Source organism: Shinella sp. Sh6 (assembly GCF_055392685.1).
This window is the reverse complement of sequence record NZ_AP044005.1, coordinates 3,079,806-3,098,762: the sequence shown is the minus strand read 5'-3', so window position 1 is coordinate 3,098,762 and position 18,957 is coordinate 3,079,806. Positions and strand designations below refer to the sequence as shown.

The window sequence follows — 18,957 nt, the reverse complement described above, 5'->3', positions numbered from 1 at the left end:
GGGCGCTGATCCGGAGGCCTCCCGGGCGGCGGCACTCCCCTCAAAGGTTCTCCTTCAGCAAGACTTCGATGCGTATCCGTTCCTGCGATGCCAGAAGCTCGCGGTGATCGGCGCGGGCGCGCATGATGCGTAGCGCGCTGCGCACGGCGTGGCCGGGATCCTGGGCGATCACGGCGTCAATGCGCTCATCCATGAGGGCCTGCTCGCTGAAGGGGGTGCGCTCGTGTACGACGACGGTGAGGGGGCGGGAGCCCTGCGCGCTCCAGACGGCGGACAGCGGCACGCGCGCCTCCGAGCTCAGCACATAGACCGCGACGGTATCGGGATTGTGCTGCAAGGTGCGCCGGATGATGAGGTCGGCACGGTTTGCGTCCGCATAGGTTTCGAGCGACGGCAGGGGGCGAAGATGCGGAAACTGCGCGTTGATGATGCTGTCGAAGCCGAGGCGGCGCTGGATGCTGTCGAGCGCCATCATGGTTTCGGCGACGACCATGATCTTGCCCGGCCGGTTTCCGATGAAGCGGCCGGCGATCTTGCCTGCGGTGGCGCCGGCGGCGAAGTTGTCGATGCCGACGTAGTCGGCGCGCTCCAGCCGCTCCTGGCCGGAGAGGAACTGCACGACCTTGACGCCGCGCTCGACGAGCCGCAGCAGCGCGTCGCGCACCTGGGGCGATTCCGGCGCCATGACCGCAACGCCGTCCAACGTATCGGCACCGATGGCGGAGAGATACTTGGCGACGTGATGGGGATCGTTCATCGGGATCTGGGCGATCTCGACATCCGTGGAATCGGCGCGCAGGATTTCCTTGGCCTCTCCCGCGCGGGCGATGAGCTCGGCCAGATACTGGTCGCCTGAGGTCGGCAGGACGAAGCGGAAGCTGTAGGTCTTGTTGCGTGCCAGCGCCACGGCGGCGGGATTGCGCACGAAGCCGATGCGCTCGATGGCCTCGGCCACTTTCCTGGCTGCCTTCGGGCTGACGTTCGGCCGCTCGTTGAGAACGCGATCAACGGTGGCAAGGCTTACGCCGGCGGCTTCTGCCAGGTCTTTTGCGGTAGGCCGCATTCCACTCTCTCTTCAACGACGCAGGGTCCAGATCGGATTTCTCCAGCAAAACCAGGTGAAAAGCAAGAATTGGTGTGCGCACCTCAAAATTTGCTTGCATTGAGGTGCGCACCTCAATATGACTCCATGCGTGGCCGGCAGGAGGAATGCGCGCCACGAGGCGGTGCGGAGGAGACAGGCCCGCCGGGAAGTTGTTCCGCGCCATGGGCCCGCAAAGGGCGTTGTCAGCCTTCCGATGGGGTCGGAAGGCGAGGGAGGAGGTCCCCACCATGAAATTTCGTCACGCAAGATCTTTCGCCGCTTTCGGTGCGCTTCTGGCTGCTGGCGCCGCGGGCACGGGGCAGGCGAGCGCCAAGGAGCTGACGCTCTGCTGGGCCGCCTGGGATCCGGCCAATGCGCTTGTCGAGCTCAGCAAGGATTTCGAGGCCAAGAGCGGCATCAAGATGAAATTCGAATTCGTGCCGTGGCCGAATTTCGCCGACCGCATGCTCAACGAGCTGAATTCCGGCGGCAAGCTCTGCGACCTGATGATCGGCGACAGCCAGTGGATCGGCGGCGCGGCGGAGAACGGCCAGTACGTCAAGCTCAACGATTTCTTCGACAAGGAAGGGATCAAGATGAGCGATTTCATTCCGGCGACCGTCGTCGGCTATGCCGAATGGCCGAAGAATTCGCCGAACTACTGGGCGATGCCCGCCTTCGGCGACGTCGTCGGCTGGAGCTACCGCAAGGACTGGTTCTCCCGCCCCGAACTGCAGGCCGAATTCAAGGAGAAATACGGCCGCGAGCTGACCGTGCCGAAGACGTTCGGCGAGTTGAAGGACATCGCGCAGTTCTTCCAGAAGCGCGAGATCGACGGCAAGACGGTCTATGGCGCGGCCATCTACACGGAGCGCGGGTCCGAGGGCATCACCATGGGCGTCATGGACGTGCTCTACAGCTTCGGCTTCAAGTACGAGAACCCCGACAAGCCCTATGAGCTTGAAGGCTATGTCAACTCGGCGGAAGCGGTGAAGGGCCTGGAGTTCTACAAGGAGCTCTACGATTGCTGCACGCCGCCCGGCCATTCCGACGCCTACATGTCCGAGGACATCGATGCCTACAAGTCGGGCCAGGTCGCGCTGCACATGAACTTCGCGTTCACCTGGCCGGGCATCAACGCCGACGCCAATGTCGGCGGCGACAAGTCGGGTTACTTCCCGAACCCGGCCGGCCCGGATGGTGCTGCCTATGCGCAGCTCGGCGGGCAGGGCATTTCGGTCGTCTCCTCGTCGGAGAAGCAGGAGGACGCGCTCGCCTATATCAAGTGGTTCGCGCAGCCGGAAATCCAGCAGAAATGGTGGCAGATGGGCGGCTATTCGGCACTCCTGAAGGTGGTCGAGGATCCGGGCTTTGCGACCAGCCAGCCCTATGCGCAGACCTTCCTCGATTCCATGGCCATCGTGCAGGACTTCTGGGCCGAGCCGAGCTATGCCTCGCTGCTGCAGGCCGCGCAGAAGCGCTTCCACGACTATGTCGTCGCGGGCCAGGGCACGGCCAAGGACGCGCTCGACGGGCTCGTCAAGGACTGGACGCAGGTCTTCGACGACGAAGGCAAGTACTGACGCCATCGGCCGGGCCCGCGCCTCCCAGCGGGCCACGGCGCGGCCGGAGCCGGGGAACTGCCCCGGCTCTGCCGCCGCCCATGCTGCTATAGGGGACTATCAATGCTGAAATCATCCATGGACCGGGTCGCCGAGGCGACGCCGCATGCCATCGCCGGACGTATGCGTGGCCTGTCCGACCGCGCGCTCGCCTGGCTCTTCGTCGCACCGTCGATCGTGCTGCTGCTGGCGGTCAATATCTTCCCGCTCATCTGGACGATCCGGCTGAGCTTCACCAATTTCCGGGTCAACCGGCCCAATGCCGCGGTCGAATTCGTCGGCCTCAAGAACTACCTGAATATCCTGTCCGACCGGGATATCTGGCTGACCATGCAGGCGACGGCGCATTTCCTGATCTGGACCATCGTGCTTCAGGTCCTGATCGGTTTCGCGCTTGCCTATCTCATCAACAAGAAGTTCCGCGGCAACGACCTGTGGACCACGATCATCGTGCTGCCGATGATGCTGAGCCCGGCGGTGGTGGGCAACTTCTGGACCTTCCTCTACCAGCCACAGATCGGCCTCTTCAACTATGCGGTCGGCTTCCTGACCGGCGCGGACCCGTCCAGCTTCTCGATGATCGGCGACGTGGCGCTCGCCCCCTGGGCGATCATCATCGTCGACACCTGGATGTGGACGCCCTTCGTCATGCTGATCTGCCTTGCGGGCCTGCGCTCCATTCCGCCGAGCATCTACGAGGCGGCCGAATGCGACCGCGCCAGCAGGTGGCGGCAGTTCTGGACGATCACCATCCCGCTCGTCCTGCCCTTCCTGATGCTCGCCGTGCTCTTCCGCGGCATCGAGAACTTCAAGATGTTCGACCTCGTCGTGCAGCTCACCGGCGGCGGCCCCGGCTCGATCACCGAGCTTACCTCGATCAACCTCAAGCGCGAGGCCTTCGAGAAGTGGCGTACCGGCTATGCCTCTGCCTATGCCGTCATCCTCTTCGTCACGGTCTTCGGCCTCGCCTCGATCTACGTCAAGGCGCTCAACAAGGTGAAACAACGATGAGCAGCTATTCCGTCACCGAACCGTCGCTGCGGCAGAAATGGGTCGCGGGCATCCTGGTCGTCGGCTACGCGCTGATCACCATCCTGCCGCTCATCTGGATCATCGCCACGGGCTTCAAGACGCCCTCCGACGCCATCGCCTATCCGCCGAAAACCTTCTTCACGCCGACGGTCGAGGGCTACGTCAACGTCTTCACCACGCGCACCCGGCTTTCGCAGGAGCAGTTGCAGGCGCTCGGCGAGCCCACGAACTGGTACGACAAGCTGGTGCGCAAGGACGGGCTCGTCATTTCCGGACCCTCGCGCTTTGCCGAGCGCTTCACCAATTCGGTGATCATCGGCTTCGGCTCGACGGTGCTCTGCATCGTGCTCGGGACGGTGGCGGCCTACGCCTTCTCGCGCTTCAAGGTGCCGCTGAAGGACGATCTTCTCTTCTTCATCCTTTCGACGCGCATGATGCCGCCGATCGCCGTCGCCATCCCGATCTTCCTGATGTTCCGCTCGCTCGGGCTCAGCGACACCCATGCCGGCATGATCCTGCTCTACACGGCGGTGAACCTGTCGCTCTCCGTTTGGCTGCTCAAGGGCTTCATCGACGAGATCCCCGTCGAATACGAGGAGGCGGCGCTGATCGACGGCTATACCCGCTTCCAGGCCTTCTACAAGGTCGTGCTGCCCCAGGCGGCGACGGGCATCGCCTCCACCGCGATCTTCTGCCTGATCTTCGCGTGGAACGAATATGCCTTTGCGGTGCTGCTGACATCCGGCAATGCCCAGACGGCCCCGCCCTTCATTCCCACCATCATCGGCGTCAGCGGCCAGGACTGGCCCGCCGTTGCCGCCGGCGCGACGATCTTCCTCGTGCCGGTCATGGTGTTCACCATCCTTCTGCGCAAGCATCTCCTGCGCGGTATCACCTTCGGAGCAGTCCGCAAATGACACGATTTTTCAACGGCCTCCTGCATTTCCGGCGCAATGCCTGGGAAATGCTGGCCTCGGTGCTGATCGCGGCGGGCGTCGTCATGCTCATGCAGCCCTTCGCGCTCGCGCTCTATTCCTGGTCCTTCGTCGTAACCCTCCTCGGCACGGTGATGTTCATCATCGTCAGCCATTTTCCGGAGTAGGCCGATGGCGCAAATCAGGATCCAGAACGTACGCAAGGAGTTCGGCGCCTTCACCGCCGTCCGCTCCTCCACTTTCACCATCGAGGACGGCGAGTTCTTCATGCTGCTCGGCCCCTCCGGCTGCGGCAAGACGACGACGCTGCGCATGATGGCGGGCCTCGAACTGCCGACCTCCGGCGAGATCTTCATCGACGGCGAGGAGGTCGGCATGAAGCCGGCGAGCCAGCGCGACATCGCCTTCGTCTTCCAGATGTTCGCGCTCTATCCGCATATGAACGTGCGCAAGAACATCTCCTATCCGCTCGTCAGCCAGGGCATGAAGCGCGAGGAGGTGAATGCCCGCGTCGCGGACGTCGCCCGCATCCTCAGGATCGAGCATCTTCTCGACAAACCCGTCGGCGGCCTTTCCGGCGGCGACCGCCAGCGCGTGGCGCTTGGGCGCGCCATCGTGCGCCGGCCGAAAGCCTTCTTCATGGACGAGCCGCTCGGCGCGCTCGACGCGGAGTTCCGCGAGCACATGGCCGAGGAGTTGCGCGCGCTGCACGACCGCATGGGCGCCACCACCGTCTATGTCACGCACGACCAGCTCGAAGCCATGCAGATGGGCGACAAGATCGTCGTCATGAACCATGGCGTCGTCGAGCAGTTCGGCAAGCCGCAGCAGATCTACGACTGGCCGGCGACGAAGTTCGTCGCCCAGTTCATCGGCTCGCCCTCGATGAACTTTCTCGACTTCGAGGGCATGATCGGCATCGGCGGCGACAGCGTCGAGCTCGGCGGGGCAAAGGTCCACGTACCCGCCGCGCGGGAAGGCCGCGCCGGCCGCCTGACGCTCGGCGTTCGCCCCGAGCATGTGACGTTCCGCGACGACGCCCCCTATCGCGGCCGCGTGAGCGCCGTCGAATATCTCGGCACGACGCAGATCGTCACCCTTTCGACGGAGCACGGCGACGTCAAAGCCCGTATCTCCTCGGGGCAGGCGGTGCGCGAGGAGGAGCTGGTCGGCCTCGATTTCGACGCGCGCACCCTCTCGCTCTTCGATGCGGAAAACGGCAAGGTCCTCATTTCCGAGGGCAATGAAGGAGTGCTCGCCCATGGCTGAGGTCGTGCTTGAAAACGTGACGAAACGGTTCGGCGCAACGGTCGCCCTCGATGATGTCTCGCTGACGGTGCCCGACGGCTCCTTCGTCGTCCTGCTCGGCCCGACGGGCGCGGGAAAGACGACGACGCTGCGCATGGTCTCCGGCCTCGACGTTCCCGACAGCGGAGAGGTCTACATCGACGGCCGGCCGATGAAGGGCCTTCAGCCCGCCGAGCGCAATGTCGCCATGGTGTTCCAGCAATATTCGCTCTATCCGCACCTCACCGTTCGCCAGAACCTGGAGTTCCCCCTGAAATCGCCTCTCCTGAAGACGCCGAAGGCGGCGATCGAGCGGAAGGTCCGGGAGGTCGCCGAGGTCCTGCAGATCGCCCACAAGCTGGAGAACAAGGCGACGGCGCTTTCGGGCGGCGAGATGCAGCGCGTCTCCATCGGCCGCGCATTGGTGCGCGATCCCAGGATATTCCTGATGGACGAGCCGCTGAGCTCGCTCGATGCGAAGCTCCGCGCGGACCTGCGCATCGAACTGAAGCGCATCCAGGCGAAATCCGGCGCGACGCTGCTCTACGTCACCCACGACCAGATCGAGGCGATGACCATGGCGACCCATGTCGGCGTGCTGAACGAAGGCAGGCTCGTGCAGTTCGGCTCGCCGCGCGAGGTCTACGAAGAGCCCGTCAGCATCTATGCCGCGACCCGCCTCGGCCAGCCGCGCATCAACGTGCTGCCGGCCGATCTCTTCGCCGGCGCGCCGGCGGGGGCGAAGAGCATCGGCCTTCGCCCGGAGCATATTGCGCAAGGCGAGGGCGAGGAGGCGCTGGTCAAGCGCGTCGAGCATCTCGGCGACCAGACGCGCCTGCACCTCACGTTCAAGCGGCACGACCTCATCACCGTCACCGACGCCCACACGCCGCTCCGGGGCGGTGAGACCATCCGGATCCAACCGTCGCGGCCGCTCTTTTTCGATGCCGCGGGCCTGCGTTTAGTTTAGGGAGAACAGCAACCATGGCGCAATTCATCAACACGCGCGAAGATGTCGTCACCGAGGCGATCGACGGGGTCCTGGCCCTTTCGGGCGGCGCGTTGACGCGGCTTGACGGCTATCCGCATATCCGCGTCGTCCTGCGCAGCGACTGGGACAGGTCGAAGGTGGCGATCGTCTCCGGTGGCGGTTCGGGCCATGAGCCGGCCCATGTCGGCTTCGTCGGCAAGGGCATGCTGACCGCCGCGGTCTGCGGCGACGTCTTCGCCTCGCCCAGCGTCGATGCCGTGCTCGCCGGCATCCTGGCGGTGACGGGCCCGGCCGGATGTCTCCTCATCGTGAAGAACTACACCGGCGACCGGCTCAACTTCGGCCTTGCCGCCGAGCGGGCGCGCGCCTTCGGCCTCAATGTCTCGATGGTGATCGTCGGCGACGACATCGCGCTGCCGGACCTGCCGCAGGCCCGCGGCGTCGCCGGCACGCTCTTCGTGCATAAGATCGCCGGCGCGCTTGCCGAACAGGGCGCCGATCTCGATACGGTCACGGCGGCGGCCAGGCGCGTCATCGCCGGCACTCGCTCCATCGGCATGTCGCTCGACACCTGCCGCGTGCCCGGCTCGCCGAAGGAGGACCGCATTCCCGAAGGCAAGGCCGAGCTGGGCCTCGGCATCCATGGCGAGGCGGGTGTCGAACAGGTGGATTTCGCCGGCGCGCGGGCGGCGGTCGCCACCATGGCGGAGCGGCTTTCCGCCGTCATGGGCGAGGGGCCGCATGTCGCGTTGATCAACAATCTCGGCGGTGCGTCGGTCCTGGAGATGTCGGTTCTCGCCCACGACCTCCTCGGCTCTGCGATCGGCGGCAGGATCACCCATGCCATCGGGCCCGCGCCGCTGATGACCTCGCTCGACATGCAGGGCTTTTCGGTCTCCGTCTTCCCCGCCGAGGCGGGTGAGCTGGCGCTTCTCAAAATCCCCGTGCCGATTGCCGCCTGGCCCGGCGTCTCGCAGGTCCGGCCGATCGCGGTCGCGGCGCTGCCGGACGGCCTGACGCCGATCACGCCGATGCCGTCGAACCATGAGACGACGCGCGCCTTCATCGTCAATTGCTGCAAGGTCCTGATCGCCGCCGAGCCCAGCCTCAATGCGCTCGACGCCAAATCCGGCGACGGCGATACCGGCTCGACGCTGGCAGGCGCCGCCCGCGCGCTGATCAGCGCCCTCGACCGCCTGCCGCTCTCCGACCACACGCAGCTCCTGCGTGCCATCGGTCAGGAGCTGAGCCAGACGATGGGCGGTTCTTCCGGCGTGCTGCTCGCGATCTTCTTCGCTGCGGCCGGCGACGGCGCATCGAGCGGCCTGCCGATGCGCGAGGCGCTGCTTGCCGGCCTTGCCCGCATGCAGGAAATCGGCGGCGCGCGCATCGGCGACCGCACGATGGTCGATGCGCTCGCGCCCGCCCTCGAAGCGCTCGGCGAGAGCCTTTCCGCCGCCGCCGCGGCGGCCCGGAAAGGCGCGGACTTCACCGCGACCCTCACCCGCGCAAAAGCCGGCCGCGCCGCCTATGTCAACGCCAGGCAGCTTGAAGGCCATGTCGATCCCGGCGCCGAAGCGGTGGCCATCCTCTTCGAGCATCTTGCAACGTGAAATACGAACATCCCGGCCGCTGATCCGATACTGCGGCCGGGATGGAATGAAAGACGCTGCGCCTGTCCTAGCGAACCTGATCGACGAACTTGATGCGGGCGAGCTGGAGTTCGCTGTTGGTGGCGATGGTCGGGCGGAAGTCGAGCCGCGGACTGACGCGCGCGTAGCCGGCCATGTGGAACAGCATCACGTTGATGGTCGGAAAGAGGTTCTGCCGCCCGATCAGTTGGATTTGCGCATCCACCGGAACACCGTCGGCTATTTCGGCCTTCAATGTTCCTTGCCCGCGGCGGTATGCTGTGCTTCGTCGAGCTTCTGATGAGATGTACCGTTCTGAGCCGGATCTCGGAGCTCAGATCCAGACGCGCTCGCGCCAGCAGCGACGGTGCCAGCGGCCGTGAATACGGGCACGGCGGCATACGCGGCGCCACACCCTGCGCCGATGGTGGCGATGATGCCGGTGCCAATGTCCGCGGCGATGGCGGACATCCACTACATCCGGCTCGGAGCCTTCCAGGTCGCCCAGAATGCCGCTCCCGGAGCCGATGTCCCCGGGGTTGACGATGCCAGCCTGCACGATTTCCGGTTTGACTACCGAAGCCAAGGCCGCGGTGCCGGCCAGTCCAAGCAATCCGGTCAGAAACGATCGCCGATCCATGCTCTCCTCCAATTTTGCGCCACGTCTGGCGATTGAACGAAGAAGAGCCTGAATGGTTCCTGAATGGCTCTACGATGGATGGGCACGGGACCCGGAGCCGCTTCTTGGCTCCGGGTCCCGGCGCGGTCTCAGTGCGAAGCGCCGGAGCCTCCGACGGCGACGATGGCGAAGGGCCGGCCTTCGACGGCGATCGTGCCCGTTTCCTCCAGCGTTTCAGGATCGACGAGGCGGACGAGCGAATGGCGCGGATCGGTGATGGCGACCTTGCCGTCGGCCACCGCCAGCCGCGGACGTTGTTGTGTGAATGCGCAGGCGGTTTGCCTGCCGCAGCACGGCTTTCCTTCCGAATCGATCGAAGCCGAACTGAACGGATGATCGGGGCTTGCTCTCCATGGAATTAACGTTATTACATTACATAAATTCTTGGAACGTAATAACGTCACAAAGCGAATGCTGTCAACCCCGGAGCGGCCATGAGCCGCAGCTTCATCAACCCGCCGGCGCGCGGGACGGCGAGCGTCGTCGACAGGGCACGCACCACCAAGCGATGGACGCGCCTCCGCGGCGGTTTCATGTCCGGCCTTGACCTGCCGCCAGCTTCTCAATTAACTGGTCGCGACGGTTCCCCTACCCATGAGGCGGAGGGGAATAATAGGGAACACGGTGCGGACGACCCGCATGGGACCAAAACCGTGGCTGCCCCCGCAACTGTAAGCGGATTGCCGTCCATCCTTGTGGCGCATAGCGCCATGCCACTGCGCGATCCGCGCGGGAAGGCAGATGGACAGCGGATATCCGTAAGCCAGGAGACCTGCCGTCATCCATCGATCCATCGTCACGGGCGGGGAAGCCCGGAACAGGAGCATGCAATGAAGATCACCAGCGCCTCGCGGCGTCGACCGACGCCGCCTTTTCCCCAATCCGTGGATCGTTCGATCGCAAGGGCGGCTTGACCGTCCTTCGCTTGGCCGTGCCGCCTTGCTCGGCTTTCAATCCGTATTCGGGGAAAAATCATGATATCGCTTTTCAAGACGTCGCTTCGAGCGGGCTTCCTTCTCGCGTCGCTGGCAACCGCCATCCTTGCCGGTCACGTGCAGGCCGCCGAGACCGCCTATCCGTTGACCCTGCAGAATTGCGGCCGCCAGATCACCATCGACAAGGCGCCGACGAAGACCGTGTCGATCGGCCAGAGCAGCACCGAAATTCTCTATCTTCTCGGCCTTGCCGACAAGGTCGCGGGCACCGCGCTCTGGGTCGGGCCGGTCCTGAAGGGCTATGAGGAGGTCAACGCCAGGATCGACCGCCTGGCCGACAATGATCCGAGCTTCGAAAGCGTGCTCGCCAGGAAGCCGGACCTCGTCACCGTTCAATTCCAGTGGCAGGTCGGCCCGGAAGGGGTCGTGGCCAAGCCCGAGCAGTTCGAGGAATTGGGTATCCCGGTCTACACCTCGCCGTCCGATTGCGTCGGCAAGGAAAACTCCGCCGCCAGCGACGGCGTGCGCCATCAGGTCTTCACCATGGGCCTCGTCTATCGGGAGATCCGCGAGCTGGCGGAAATCTACAACGTCCAGGACAAGGGCGAGGCCGTCGTCGCGGACCTGAAGGCGCGAGAGGCGGCGGCCCGGGCCAAGGTTGCTTCGGCCAAGGGAAAGCTCTCGGCGGTCTTCTGGTTCTCGAGCGCCGCGGATGCCGATCCCTACGTCGCGGGCAGGAACGGTGCGCCGGGATACATCATGTCGGCTCTCGGCATCGAAAACATCATCAAGACGGATGACGAATGGCCGACTGTCGGCTGGGAAACCATCGCCAGGGCAAACCCGACGATGATCGTCGCCGGGTCGATGGAGCGGCGGCGCTACCCGCTCGACAGCCTCGAGGCGAAGCTCGATTTTCTCAAGTCCGACCCCGTGGCCAGCCTGATGCCGGCCGTCGCCAAAGGCTATGTGTTCGATATGGATGCGCAGGCGATGAACCCGACGATCCGCACGATCGAAGGCATTGAACTGCTGGCCGACAGCATCGCCAAAGCCGGCCTCGCCCAGTGAGCCGCGCAGCCCCATCGCTCGTCGTTCTTTTCGCCGCACTCTGGTTCGGCGCGGCAATCGGGGAAACGGCGATTCCGTTCTCCACCGTCGTTCAGACGATCGCGAACCGCTTGTGGGATGCGGGCTATCCGCTGGAGCCGATCGACGAGGGCATCGTCTGGAGCTACCGGCTGAGCCGCGCCGTGGTCGCGGCCTCCTGCGGAGCGGCGCTCGCGCTTTGCGGCGTCGTGCTGCAATCGCTGCTGCGCAACCCGCTGGCGGATCCCTATATCCTCGGCATTTCCGCCGGTGCTTCGACCGGCGCCGTCGGCGTCGCCATTCTGGGTATCGGCGCCGGCTTCCTGACCATGCCGCTCGGCGCCTTCTTGGGCGCTGTCGTCGCCTTCGCACTGGTGAGCGTTCTGGCGTTGAAAGCGGGGCGCGGTACGGCGGCGATCATTCTGGCCGGTGTCGCCGGTTCACAGCTTTTCAACGCACTCACGTCCTTCATCGTCACGAAGGCGGCGACGGCGGAGCAGGCGCGCGGCATCATGTTCTGGCTGCTCGGCAATCTTTCCGGCGTGCGCTGGCCGGATGCCTGGCTGGCGGTGCCGGCGGCGCTCGCCGGCCTCGTGGTCTGCCTTCTTCATGCACGCGCACTCGATGCCTTCGCTTTCGGCTCCGAGTCTGCGGCCTCCCTCGGGATTTCCGTCCGCCGGACCTATCTGGTCCTCGTCGGCACCGCGGCGATGATGACAGCCGCCATGGTCTCGATCGTCGGGTCGATCGGGTTCGTCGGCCTCGTTATCCCGCACGCCGCGCGCATTCTTGTGGGCGTTCGCCACGGCGTCCTGCTTCCGGCCTCGGCGCTGGGCGGCGCGGTCTTCATGATTTTCGCCGACATCCTGTCGCGCACGCTCATTCCCGGACAGGTTCTGCCGATCGGCGTCATCACCGCGCTTGTCGGCGCGCCGGCCTTCGCACTTATTCTTGGACAAAGGAGAACCCGGGCATGACACTTTCTGCCGAACGCGTCTCCTGGGCCGCCGGGGGGACGGAAATTCTCAAGGACGTCTCCCTCACGGTGGAGACGGGCGAGTTCCTCGGCATCATCGGCCCCAACGGTTCCGGCAAGACGAGCCTGATGTCGCTTCTTGCAGGCATCCGCGCCCCGAAATCCGGCTCCGTCCTCTTCGATGGCGCGCCGATCGGATTGCTCGGCAGGCGCGCCGTCGCACGGCGCCTGGCCCTTGTCGAACAGCAGGCGGAAACCGGCGAGCGCATCACGGCGCGGCAAGCCGTCGAACTTGGCCGCACACCCTACCTCGGCGCGCTGTCGCCCTGGTCGCCCGAAGACGACCGGATTGTCGATGGCGCGCTGGAGGATGTCGACATGGCGCATCTGGCGGGCCGATCCTGGCACACCCTGTCCGGCGGCGAGCGGCAGCGCCTGCACATCGCCCGCGCGCTTGCGCAGCAGCCGGAAATCCTGCTGCTCGACGAGCCGACCAACCATCTCGATATCGGTCATCAGATCGGCCTGCTCGATCTGGTGCGGCAACAGGAGCTGACGGTCGTCGCAGCTCTGCACGATCTCAACCATGCGGCCCTGTTCTGCGACCGGATCGCGGTGCTGCAGGAAGGCCGCCTTGCCGGGCTCGGTGAGCCGCGGGAGGTTTTGACGGAGGAGCGCATCCGCACGGTGTTCGGCGTCGATGTCGAGATCGAGCAGGACGATGGAGGCATCTGCAACATCCGCTTCCTGACGCCGCGGACGCAGAGGCGCGCGCCGCGTGCACAGGGGCGCAGAACCCTTTCCGCCATGGGGGCCTAGGCCGATGGAGATGCGCAATCGCGATCTGAAGGAAGACATCCGGGAATACTGGACGCGGCGCTCGGCGACCTTCGACCTCGCATTCGGCCACCGCATCCCGCCGGGCCCGGAACTGGACGCCTGGGCGGCGGCCGTGCGTCAGGCAATCGGCCCGGCGCCGCAAAGGGTGCTGGAACTTGCCTGCGGTACCGGCGAGGTGACCAACGTCCTGCTTTCCCTCGGCCATGAGGTGACGGCGCTTGATTTTTCCGAAGCGATGCTCGGCGTGGCGCGCGCCAAGCACGCCGGCAATGCGCGGGCCCGTTTCATCCTGGCCGATGCCGAGCGGACGATGGAACTCGACCAGGCCTATGACGCGGTGATCTGCCGCCATCTCGTCTGGACGCTGACGGAACCCGAGCAGGCGCTTGCGGACTGGTTCCGCGTGCTGAAGCCCGGTGGAACGTTGCTGGTCTTCGACGGCGACTGGACAAAGCCGACGCCGATCGGGCGGATTGCGAGCCTGGCGGTCCGTGCGATCGAGCGCTTCATCGGCCATGACCCCTATTACGACGGGGCCATGAGCGAGAAGCATGCGGATATCATGACCCGCCTGCCATTTAGCGACGGGCTGACCGCAGAACGCGTGAAGCCTCTCGTTGCCGCCGCGGGTTTTGCGGATATCCGCTTTCCCTCCCACCGGCCGATTGCGGCCGCGCAGCGCCGCAATGCCGATCTCAGGAACAGGTTGCGGACGCGTTTCTACCGGCGCTTTGTCCTGACGGCATCTCGCCCCCGCCACATCGACGGCCCGGACCTGAACGCCCTCCCGCAAGCAGAAGGACGCTCGTCGTGAACAAAGCCGGCGTATTCGTTTCAGTGGCCCTGGCCGCTTCCGCCACGTTCTTCTGCAGCGCGTCGTCGGCCGGCGCCGGCCAGGAGACCCGATATCCGTTCTCGATCGAGAATTGCGGCCGGACGCTGACATTCGACAAGGCGCCGTCGCGTGCGGTTGCCGACGGCCAGAACTCCGGAGACGATCGCCAAAGCTGACCCCAACCTGATTGTCGCCGGCGACATGACGCGGCGGCGCTTCGAAGGCGACGATCTCGCCGCAAAGCTCGATTTTCTCAAGAATGACCCGGTTGCGAGCAACATGGATGCCGTACGCCAGGGACGGATTGTCGAGATGAAGGTCCAGCTTATGGACCCGACCATACGTACAATCCGCGGCCTCGAGATTCTCGCCGACGGCCTCGAACGCTTTGGCCTCGCCCGATAGTACAATCGCCCAATATGCGATTGGCTCTGGTTCGGAATTTGGCGGCTTTGTCAGCCGCTGAGGGCGTGTCAGGGGCAGTTTTCAATTCGACGCGACACGGCCGCAAGCCGAAGCCGAATTCGCCAGTTCAGCATCAGCGCGAAGGCGCGTTCGAGACCCCCGCTATGTCTCATGCAGCACATGGGCGGCTTTTACCGCCGCGGAGGCGCGGTTTTCGACGCCGAGTTTGACGTAGATCTGCTCAAGATGCTTCGTGACCGTGCGGGCGCTGAGGCCGAGGATTTCGCCGATATCGCGGTTCGACTTGCCCTTGGCGATCCACAGCAGGACCTCGGATTCGCGCTGGGTGAGCGAGAAATGCTGGCGCAGGATCTCGTCATCGGACATGGGGTTTTCGGCGGTGAGGCGAAAGAGGAATTCATCCGCGTCGATCCTGCCGAGGAAGGAAAGCTGCAGGCTCGCCTGTCCCGCCTGGCGGATGGCGAAGCTCGTTTCGCGCGTTGCATCGCGCATCGCCATCCAGCGGCCGATATGAGCGGAGACGACATCCAGCCCCTCGTCGTTGCCGGTCGCGGCGTTGACGAGCCTCGTTGCCTGCGGCGTCGACCAGCGGATCTTTCCTTTGCCGCTCACGGCAAGCAGATGCCGGCCCGCCGCATCGAGCGCCACGCGGGCGCTCTGGGCCGAGCGGGCATTGGTGAGATGCACCCGGATGCGGGCGCGCAGTTCGTCGATATTGATCGGCTTGGTGAGATAGTCGACGCCGCCGGCCTCCAGCGCGCGTACGACATGCTCGGTCTCGGTGAGGCCGGTCATGAAGACGACGGGGACGGGGCTGACGGCCGGATCCGCTTTCAGTTTGAGGCAGGTTTCGAAACCGTCCATGCCGGGCATGACGGCATCGAGCAGGATGATGTCGGGCGTGATGCGCCCGACGATGTTGAGCGCCGAGGCGCCGGACGTGGCGATCAGCACGGAGAAACCGGATTGCTCCAGCGCCTCCGTCAGGAAGCCGAGAGCCTCGGGGGAATCGTCGACGATGAGAACGATGTCGCGCGGGGTGGCTGTCTCAGTCACGGGGGGCGGTTTCTTTCCGGTCCATGGTTTTCAGGAAGGCATCATAGCCGGTAAGGTCGAAAGCCTGAACATAGGCGCGTACGGCCTCGGCGAAGGGCAGGTGTTCCGGCGTGCCGGCGATTTCGGCGAGCTTCGCCTCGATGCCGCGCACGTAGCCGATCTCGCCTAGGCGGATGAGCTCCAGCACCTGGTCTTCGGCGGGGATGACGATGCCGGCGTTTCCTGTGCCGGCCGGCTTCGCCTCGCCATGATAGATCCAGTCGAGGCCTATCTGGAGGGCGAGCTTGTCGGTCAGCTGGCGCAGGTCGAAGGGTTTTGCCAGCATGTCGTTGTGGCCGGCATGGGTCGCCGGGCCGTCGCCGATATTGGCCGAGAGCATGATGACCGGGCCGGGTTGGCCCAGTGCGCGCAGCCGCTCGACCAGCTCCCAGCCGCTTATGCCGGGCATGGAGATGTCGAGGAGGAAGAGATCGGGCTTCAGGCCTTCGATCAGCGAAAGGCATTCCTCGCCGCTCTTTGCGGTCAGCACGGTGAAATCGAGCGGGCGGAGGATCTCCTCCATGAGGTTGCGATGGTCGGCATTGTCGTCGACGACCAGAATGGTGCGGCGCGGCCCCGTATAGCCCTTGATGCGCTGCACGGCGTCCTTCGGGGCGGTTGGCCGGTCGACAGCGGAGAGCATGAGGCGCACGCGAAATTCCGTACCCTTGCCGTCTTCGCTGGTCACGGAGATTTCGCCGCCGAGCGTCTGGGTCAAAAGCCGCGTGATGGTGAGGCCGAGGCCGAGGCCGGGCATGCGGCCATGTTCGGCGCTGCCGCGCTGGAAGGGCTCGAAAATCCGCGGCAGGTCCTTCTCCGGAATGCCGCGGCCGCTGTCGGCGACGGTGAAGGTGGCGACCTGGCTGCGATAGGCAACGTCGAGGCGGATGGCGCCCCGATCGGTGAACTTCAGCGCGTTGGAGAGGAGGTTGACGAGAATCTGGCGCAGGCGCTTGTCGTCGGTGCGGACGTAATGCGGCAGGTTTGCCGGGCGAGTGTGCTCGAAGGCAACGCCCTTGGCCTGTGCCTGGGGACGGAACATCTCGACGATCTGGTCGAGGAAATCGTGGATGTGGATCTCGTTCGAATAGACCTGCAGCTTGCCGGCTTCGATCTTGGAAATGTCGAGCAGGCCGTCGATGAGGCCGGAAAGGTGATCGGCGCTGCGCTTGATGACGCGGATCGCATTCTGCCGCTGCGGCGGGATGCTCTCGTCGCGTTCCAGCACCTGGGCGTAGCCGAGCACGGCGTTGAGCGGCGTGCGCAGCTCGTGGCTGAGACCGACGACATAGCGGCTCTTGGCGCGGTTGGCCGCTTCGGCCGCGTCCTTCGCCTGCTGAAGGGCGGCGTCGGTCTTCTTGTGGGCGGCGATTTCCCTGAGGAGCAGGGTGGTCTGGCGGGAGGACTCTTCCTCCGCAACCACGCGGCTGTCATGGGCGAGCACATAGAACCAGCAGACGATGCCGGCGACCACGGCGAAGACGAAGAACACGACCGCGATGGTGCGCTCCACCACGGAAGCGGTTTCCGGCGAATGGATGCCGACCTGATGGGCGATCATGGCGAGGATGACGCCCATGCCGGTTATGGAGAGTGCGGCGGCAATGCCGTAGCGGCCGAGGCGGGTGGCGAGCGCGCTCGTCACTGGCTCGGGCAGGATGGTCTTTGCGACGCCGGCGACCTGCGCGTCGAAGCGCGCCTTCGGCTTGCACAGGTCATGGCAGCGGCTGTCGAGGGAGCAGCAGAGCGAGCAGATCGGCGCGGCATAGGCCGGGCACCAGGCCATGTCCTCCGGCTCGAACGGGTGCTCGCAGATCGAGCAGGTGATGGAATGCTGCTTAGCCCAGCTCCTGCGGGGCTTGCGTGCGAGGTAGTATTTGCCACCCGTCGCCCGGGCGATCAGCGGCGAGGTGATGAAGGCGACGATGGCGGCGATATAGGGGGCGAGCGAGGCGGCGATCTCGCCGAAAGCGCCGAAATGGGCGGTGAGCGCAACAAGCGCCGAAAGGGCCATCGCGCCGAGGCCGACCGGGTTGATGTCGTAGAGGTGGGCGCGCTTGAACTCGATGCCGGGCGGCGAGAGGCCGAGCGGCTTGTTGACGAAGAGATCAGCCGAGATGGTGCAGAGCCAGGCCATGGCGACGATGGAGAAGACGCCGAGCGTTTCTTCCAGCAGGCGGTAGATGCCGAGCTCCATGAGGAGCAGCGCGATCGCCACGTTGAAGACGAGCCAGACGACGCGGCCGGGATGGCTGTGGGTGAGGCGCGAGAAGAAGTTCGACCAGGCGAGCGAGCCCGCATAGGCGTTCATCACGTTGATCTTGAGCTGCGAGACCACCACGAAGCCGACCATCAGAAGGAGCGCCGCCTTGTCCCACGGCAGCATGTAGCCGAAGGCGGTGTAATACATCTGCGCCGGATCGGCCGCCCGCGTGGAGGGCACGCCCGCCGAGAGCGCTAGGACGAAGAGGAAGGAGCCGGCGATGAGCTTCGGCGCGCCGACGATCACCCAGCCGGAGCCGGCAAGGAAGACGGCGATGCGGTGGTGGAGCCTGCGCTGCCCGTCCGGCGGCAGGAAGCGCAGGAAGTCCACCTGTTCGCCGATCTGCGCCATCAGCGCGAAGATGACGGCCGAGGCGGCGCCGAACTCCACGAGCGTGAAGGGCGCATAGGTGCCGGCCGGGCCGGAAGCGTGATGGAGGCCGGAATAGGCGAGCCACTGGCCGACCTTTTCCCAGTCGGCAAAGGCGATGAAGACGAAGGGCAGGATGTTGAGAACGATCCAGAACGGCTGGGTGATGAGCTGGAAACGCGAGATCAGCCTGACGCCGTGCGTGACCAGCGGGATCACCGCGACGGAGGAAATGATATAGCCGACCCACAGCGGCACGCCGAGCGCCAATTCCAGCGCGCCCGACATGATGGAGGCCTCGATGGCGAAGAGGATGAAGGTGAAGCTCGCATAGATAAGCGAGGTCAGCGTCGAGCCGATATAGCCGAAACTCGCCCCGCGCGTCAGCAGGTCGATGTCGACGCCGTGGCGGATGGCATAGCGGCTGATCGGCAGGCCGACGAATAGGATCATCAGGCCGGCGACGAGGATGGCGGCGATGGCGTTCGTCGTGCCGTAGGACATGGTGATCGCGCCGCCGATGGCTTCCAGCGCGAGGAAGGAGATGGCGCCGATGGCGGTCTGCGAGATACGGTCCGACGAGAACCGCCGCGCGCTCTTGGCGGTAAAGCGCAGCGCATAGTCCTCCAGCGTCTGGTCGGCGACCCAGCGGTTGTATTCGCGGCGGATCGGTATGATGCGCTGGCGTGCGGCCATCCTGTCCTGCTGTTCCCCTATGTCGTCCGACACTTCTAGCACGGATGCCGGTCCCCCGGAATTGCTGCAACGCCGCAAATGGTTCCCTCTTGCCCCCGGCACCTACGTAGAATGGCGTATGTGCAGCGCAACATGGCTGGCGGATAGTCGCTCCAGGCAACGGCAAGGTCCC

General features: G+C 65.2%; 19 protein-coding genes and 1 riboswitch. Of the genes, 13 read left to right on the top strand and 6 right to left on the bottom strand.

Annotated elements, in window-relative coordinates; translation table 11 throughout:
* Window positions 1-40 precede the first annotated feature (40 nt).
* Window positions 41-1,063 (bottom strand): LacI family DNA-binding transcriptional regulator, encoded by a 1,023-nt coding sequence (locus ACZ5TO_RS14855; RefSeq protein ID WP_464798646.1) that lies wholly within the window; start codon window positions 1,061-1,063, stop codon window positions 41-43.
* 269 nt (window positions 1,064-1,332) lie between these two features.
* Between ACZ5TO_RS14855 and ACZ5TO_RS14850 the strand changes: the two genes are divergently transcribed.
* From ACZ5TO_RS14850 to ACZ5TO_RS14820, 7 genes are all read left to right on the top strand, one after another.
* The gene (locus ACZ5TO_RS14850; RefSeq protein WP_464798645.1) at window positions 1,333-2,667 is read left to right on the top strand and encodes an ABC transporter substrate-binding protein; all 1,335 of its coding nucleotides are present in this window, start codon (window positions 1,333-1,335) and stop codon (window positions 2,665-2,667) included.
* 102 nt (window positions 2,668-2,769) lie between these two features.
* Window positions 2,770-3,717: a carbohydrate ABC transporter permease gene (locus ACZ5TO_RS14845; RefSeq protein ID WP_464798644.1), complete on the top strand. Its 948-nt coding sequence runs from the start codon at window positions 2,770-2,772 to the stop codon at window positions 3,715-3,717.
* Window positions 3,714-4,655 (top strand): carbohydrate ABC transporter permease, encoded by a 942-nt coding sequence (locus tag ACZ5TO_RS14840; protein ID WP_464798643.1) that lies wholly within the window; start codon window positions 3,714-3,716, stop codon window positions 4,653-4,655. Before ACZ5TO_RS14845 ends, ACZ5TO_RS14840 begins: the two co-directional genes overlap by 4 nt.
* Window positions 4,652-4,840, top strand: a complete 189-nt coding sequence (locus ACZ5TO_RS14835; protein ID WP_464798642.1) for a hypothetical protein — start codon at window positions 4,652-4,654, stop codon at window positions 4,838-4,840. The genes ACZ5TO_RS14840 and ACZ5TO_RS14835 overlap by 4 nt, the downstream gene beginning before the upstream one ends.
* Window positions 4,841-4,844: 4 nt before the next feature.
* Entirely contained in the window at window positions 4,845-5,942 is a 1,098-nt protein-coding gene (locus ACZ5TO_RS14830; RefSeq protein ID WP_464798641.1) for an ABC transporter ATP-binding protein, read from the top strand.
* Complete coding sequence (locus ACZ5TO_RS14825; protein WP_464798640.1) at window positions 5,935-6,930, top strand: ABC transporter ATP-binding protein; 996 nt, start codon at window positions 5,935-5,937, stop codon at window positions 6,928-6,930. Before ACZ5TO_RS14830 ends, ACZ5TO_RS14825 begins: the two co-directional genes overlap by 8 nt.
* A 14-nt stretch (window positions 6,931-6,944) precedes the next feature.
* Entirely contained in the window at window positions 6,945-8,564 is a 1,620-nt protein-coding gene (locus tag ACZ5TO_RS14820) for a dihydroxyacetone kinase subunit DhaK (protein ID WP_464798639.1), read from the top strand.
* A 67-nt stretch (window positions 8,565-8,631) separates the two neighbouring features.
* On the opposite strand, the gene ACZ5TO_RS14815 is transcribed toward ACZ5TO_RS14820, so the two are convergent.
* From ACZ5TO_RS14815 to ACZ5TO_RS14805, 3 genes are all read right to left on the bottom strand, one after another.
* Entirely contained in the window at window positions 8,632-8,808 is a 177-nt protein-coding gene (locus ACZ5TO_RS14815; RefSeq protein WP_464800438.1) for a hypothetical protein, read from the bottom strand.
* Between the two features lie 108 nt (window positions 8,809-8,916).
* A complete protein-coding gene (locus ACZ5TO_RS14810) occupies window positions 8,917-9,222 on the bottom strand; it encodes a protamine-2 (modular protein) (RefSeq protein WP_464798638.1) in 306 nt (101 codons plus the stop codon).
* 128 nt (window positions 9,223-9,350) lie between these two features.
* Window positions 9,351-9,500 carry a hypothetical protein gene (locus ACZ5TO_RS14805; RefSeq protein ID WP_464800437.1) on the bottom strand — a complete coding sequence of 50 codons (150 nt, stop codon included), beginning with the start codon at window positions 9,498-9,500 and terminating at the stop codon, window positions 9,351-9,353.
* A gap of 324 nt (window positions 9,501-9,824) precedes the next feature.
* A riboswitch (cobalamin riboswitch) is annotated at window positions 9,825-10,055 on the top strand.
* 180 nt (window positions 10,056-10,235) lie between these two features.
* Here ACZ5TO_RS14805 and ACZ5TO_RS14800 point away from each other — a divergent pair.
* The 6 genes from ACZ5TO_RS14800 to ACZ5TO_RS14775 are packed head-to-tail and all read left to right on the top strand — an operon-like array spanning window position 10,236 to window position 14,341.
* Complete coding sequence (locus tag ACZ5TO_RS14800) at window positions 10,236-11,267, top strand: ABC transporter substrate-binding protein (RefSeq protein WP_464798637.1); 1,032 nt, start codon at window positions 10,236-10,238, stop codon at window positions 11,265-11,267.
* Entirely contained in the window at window positions 11,264-12,262 is a 999-nt protein-coding gene (locus tag ACZ5TO_RS14795) for a FecCD family ABC transporter permease (RefSeq protein ID WP_464798636.1), read from the top strand. The genes ACZ5TO_RS14800 and ACZ5TO_RS14795 overlap by 4 nt, the downstream gene beginning before the upstream one ends.
* Window positions 12,259-13,080 carry an ABC transporter ATP-binding protein gene (locus ACZ5TO_RS14790; protein WP_464798635.1) on the top strand — a complete coding sequence of 274 codons (822 nt, stop codon included), beginning with the start codon at window positions 12,259-12,261 and terminating at the stop codon, window positions 13,078-13,080. The genes ACZ5TO_RS14795 and ACZ5TO_RS14790 overlap by 4 nt, the downstream gene beginning before the upstream one ends.
* 4 nt (window positions 13,081-13,084) lie before the next feature.
* Window positions 13,085-13,915, top strand: coding sequence for a class I SAM-dependent methyltransferase (locus ACZ5TO_RS14785; protein WP_464800400.1), 831 nt, complete (start codon window positions 13,085-13,087; stop codon window positions 13,913-13,915).
* Entirely contained in the window at window positions 13,912-14,112 is a 201-nt protein-coding gene (locus ACZ5TO_RS14780; protein ID WP_464798634.1) for a hypothetical protein, read from the top strand. Before ACZ5TO_RS14785 ends, ACZ5TO_RS14780 begins: the two co-directional genes overlap by 4 nt.
* On the top strand, window positions 14,066-14,341 hold the full coding sequence (locus tag ACZ5TO_RS14775; RefSeq protein WP_464798633.1) for an ABC transporter substrate-binding protein: 276 nt from the start codon (window positions 14,066-14,068) through the stop codon (window positions 14,339-14,341). Before ACZ5TO_RS14780 ends, ACZ5TO_RS14775 begins: the two co-directional genes overlap by 47 nt.
* 162 nt (window positions 14,342-14,503) lie before the next feature.
* Here the strand turns inward: ACZ5TO_RS14775 and ACZ5TO_RS14770 are convergent, their stop codons facing one another.
* Together ACZ5TO_RS14770 and ACZ5TO_RS14765 are read right to left on the bottom strand one after the other, a co-directional pair.
* Entirely contained in the window at window positions 14,504-15,418 is a 915-nt protein-coding gene (locus ACZ5TO_RS14770) for a response regulator (protein WP_464798632.1), read from the bottom strand.
* Window positions 15,411-18,785 carry a hybrid sensor histidine kinase/response regulator gene (locus ACZ5TO_RS14765; RefSeq protein WP_464798631.1) on the bottom strand — a complete coding sequence of 1,125 codons (3,375 nt, stop codon included), beginning with the start codon at window positions 18,783-18,785 and terminating at the stop codon, window positions 15,411-15,413. The genes ACZ5TO_RS14770 and ACZ5TO_RS14765 overlap by 8 nt, the downstream gene beginning before the upstream one ends.
* Window positions 18,786-18,957: the final 172 nt, after the last annotated feature.

What these genes read in the sequence shown, in the direction of transcription:
- ACZ5TO_RS14785 (WP_464800400.1), top strand. Translation starts at nt 13,085, where the DNA reads ATGGAGATGCGCAATCGCGATCTGAAGGAAGACATCCGGGAATACTGG.
- ACZ5TO_RS14810 (WP_464798638.1), bottom strand. Translation starts at nt 9,222, where the DNA reads ATGGATCGGCGATCGTTTCTGACCGGATTGCTTGGACTGGCCGGCACC.
- ACZ5TO_RS14845 (WP_464798644.1), top strand. Translation starts at nt 2,770, where the DNA reads ATGCTGAAATCATCCATGGACCGGGTCGCCGAGGCGACGCCGCATGCC.
- ACZ5TO_RS14840 (WP_464798643.1), top strand. Translation starts at nt 3,714, where the DNA reads ATGAGCAGCTATTCCGTCACCGAACCGTCGCTGCGGCAGAAATGGGTC.
- ACZ5TO_RS14765 (WP_464798631.1), bottom strand. Translation starts at nt 18,785, where the DNA reads ATGGCCGCACGCCAGCGCATCATACCGATCCGCCGCGAATACAACCGC.
- ACZ5TO_RS14825 (WP_464798640.1), top strand. Translation starts at nt 5,935, where the DNA reads ATGGCTGAGGTCGTGCTTGAAAACGTGACGAAACGGTTCGGCGCAACG.
- ACZ5TO_RS14835 (WP_464798642.1), top strand. Translation starts at nt 4,652, where the DNA reads ATGACACGATTTTTCAACGGCCTCCTGCATTTCCGGCGCAATGCCTGG.
- ACZ5TO_RS14850 (WP_464798645.1), top strand. Translation starts at nt 1,333, where the DNA reads ATGAAATTTCGTCACGCAAGATCTTTCGCCGCTTTCGGTGCGCTTCTG.
- ACZ5TO_RS14790 (WP_464798635.1), top strand. Translation starts at nt 12,259, where the DNA reads ATGACACTTTCTGCCGAACGCGTCTCCTGGGCCGCCGGGGGGACGGAA.
- ACZ5TO_RS14820 (WP_464798639.1), top strand. Translation starts at nt 6,945, where the DNA reads ATGGCGCAATTCATCAACACGCGCGAAGATGTCGTCACCGAGGCGATC.
- ACZ5TO_RS14855 (WP_464798646.1), bottom strand. Translation starts at nt 1,063, where the DNA reads ATGCGGCCTACCGCAAAAGACCTGGCAGAAGCCGCCGGCGTAAGCCTT.
- ACZ5TO_RS14800 (WP_464798637.1), top strand. Translation starts at nt 10,236, where the DNA reads ATGATATCGCTTTTCAAGACGTCGCTTCGAGCGGGCTTCCTTCTCGCG.
- ACZ5TO_RS14830 (WP_464798641.1), top strand. Translation starts at nt 4,845, where the DNA reads ATGGCGCAAATCAGGATCCAGAACGTACGCAAGGAGTTCGGCGCCTTC.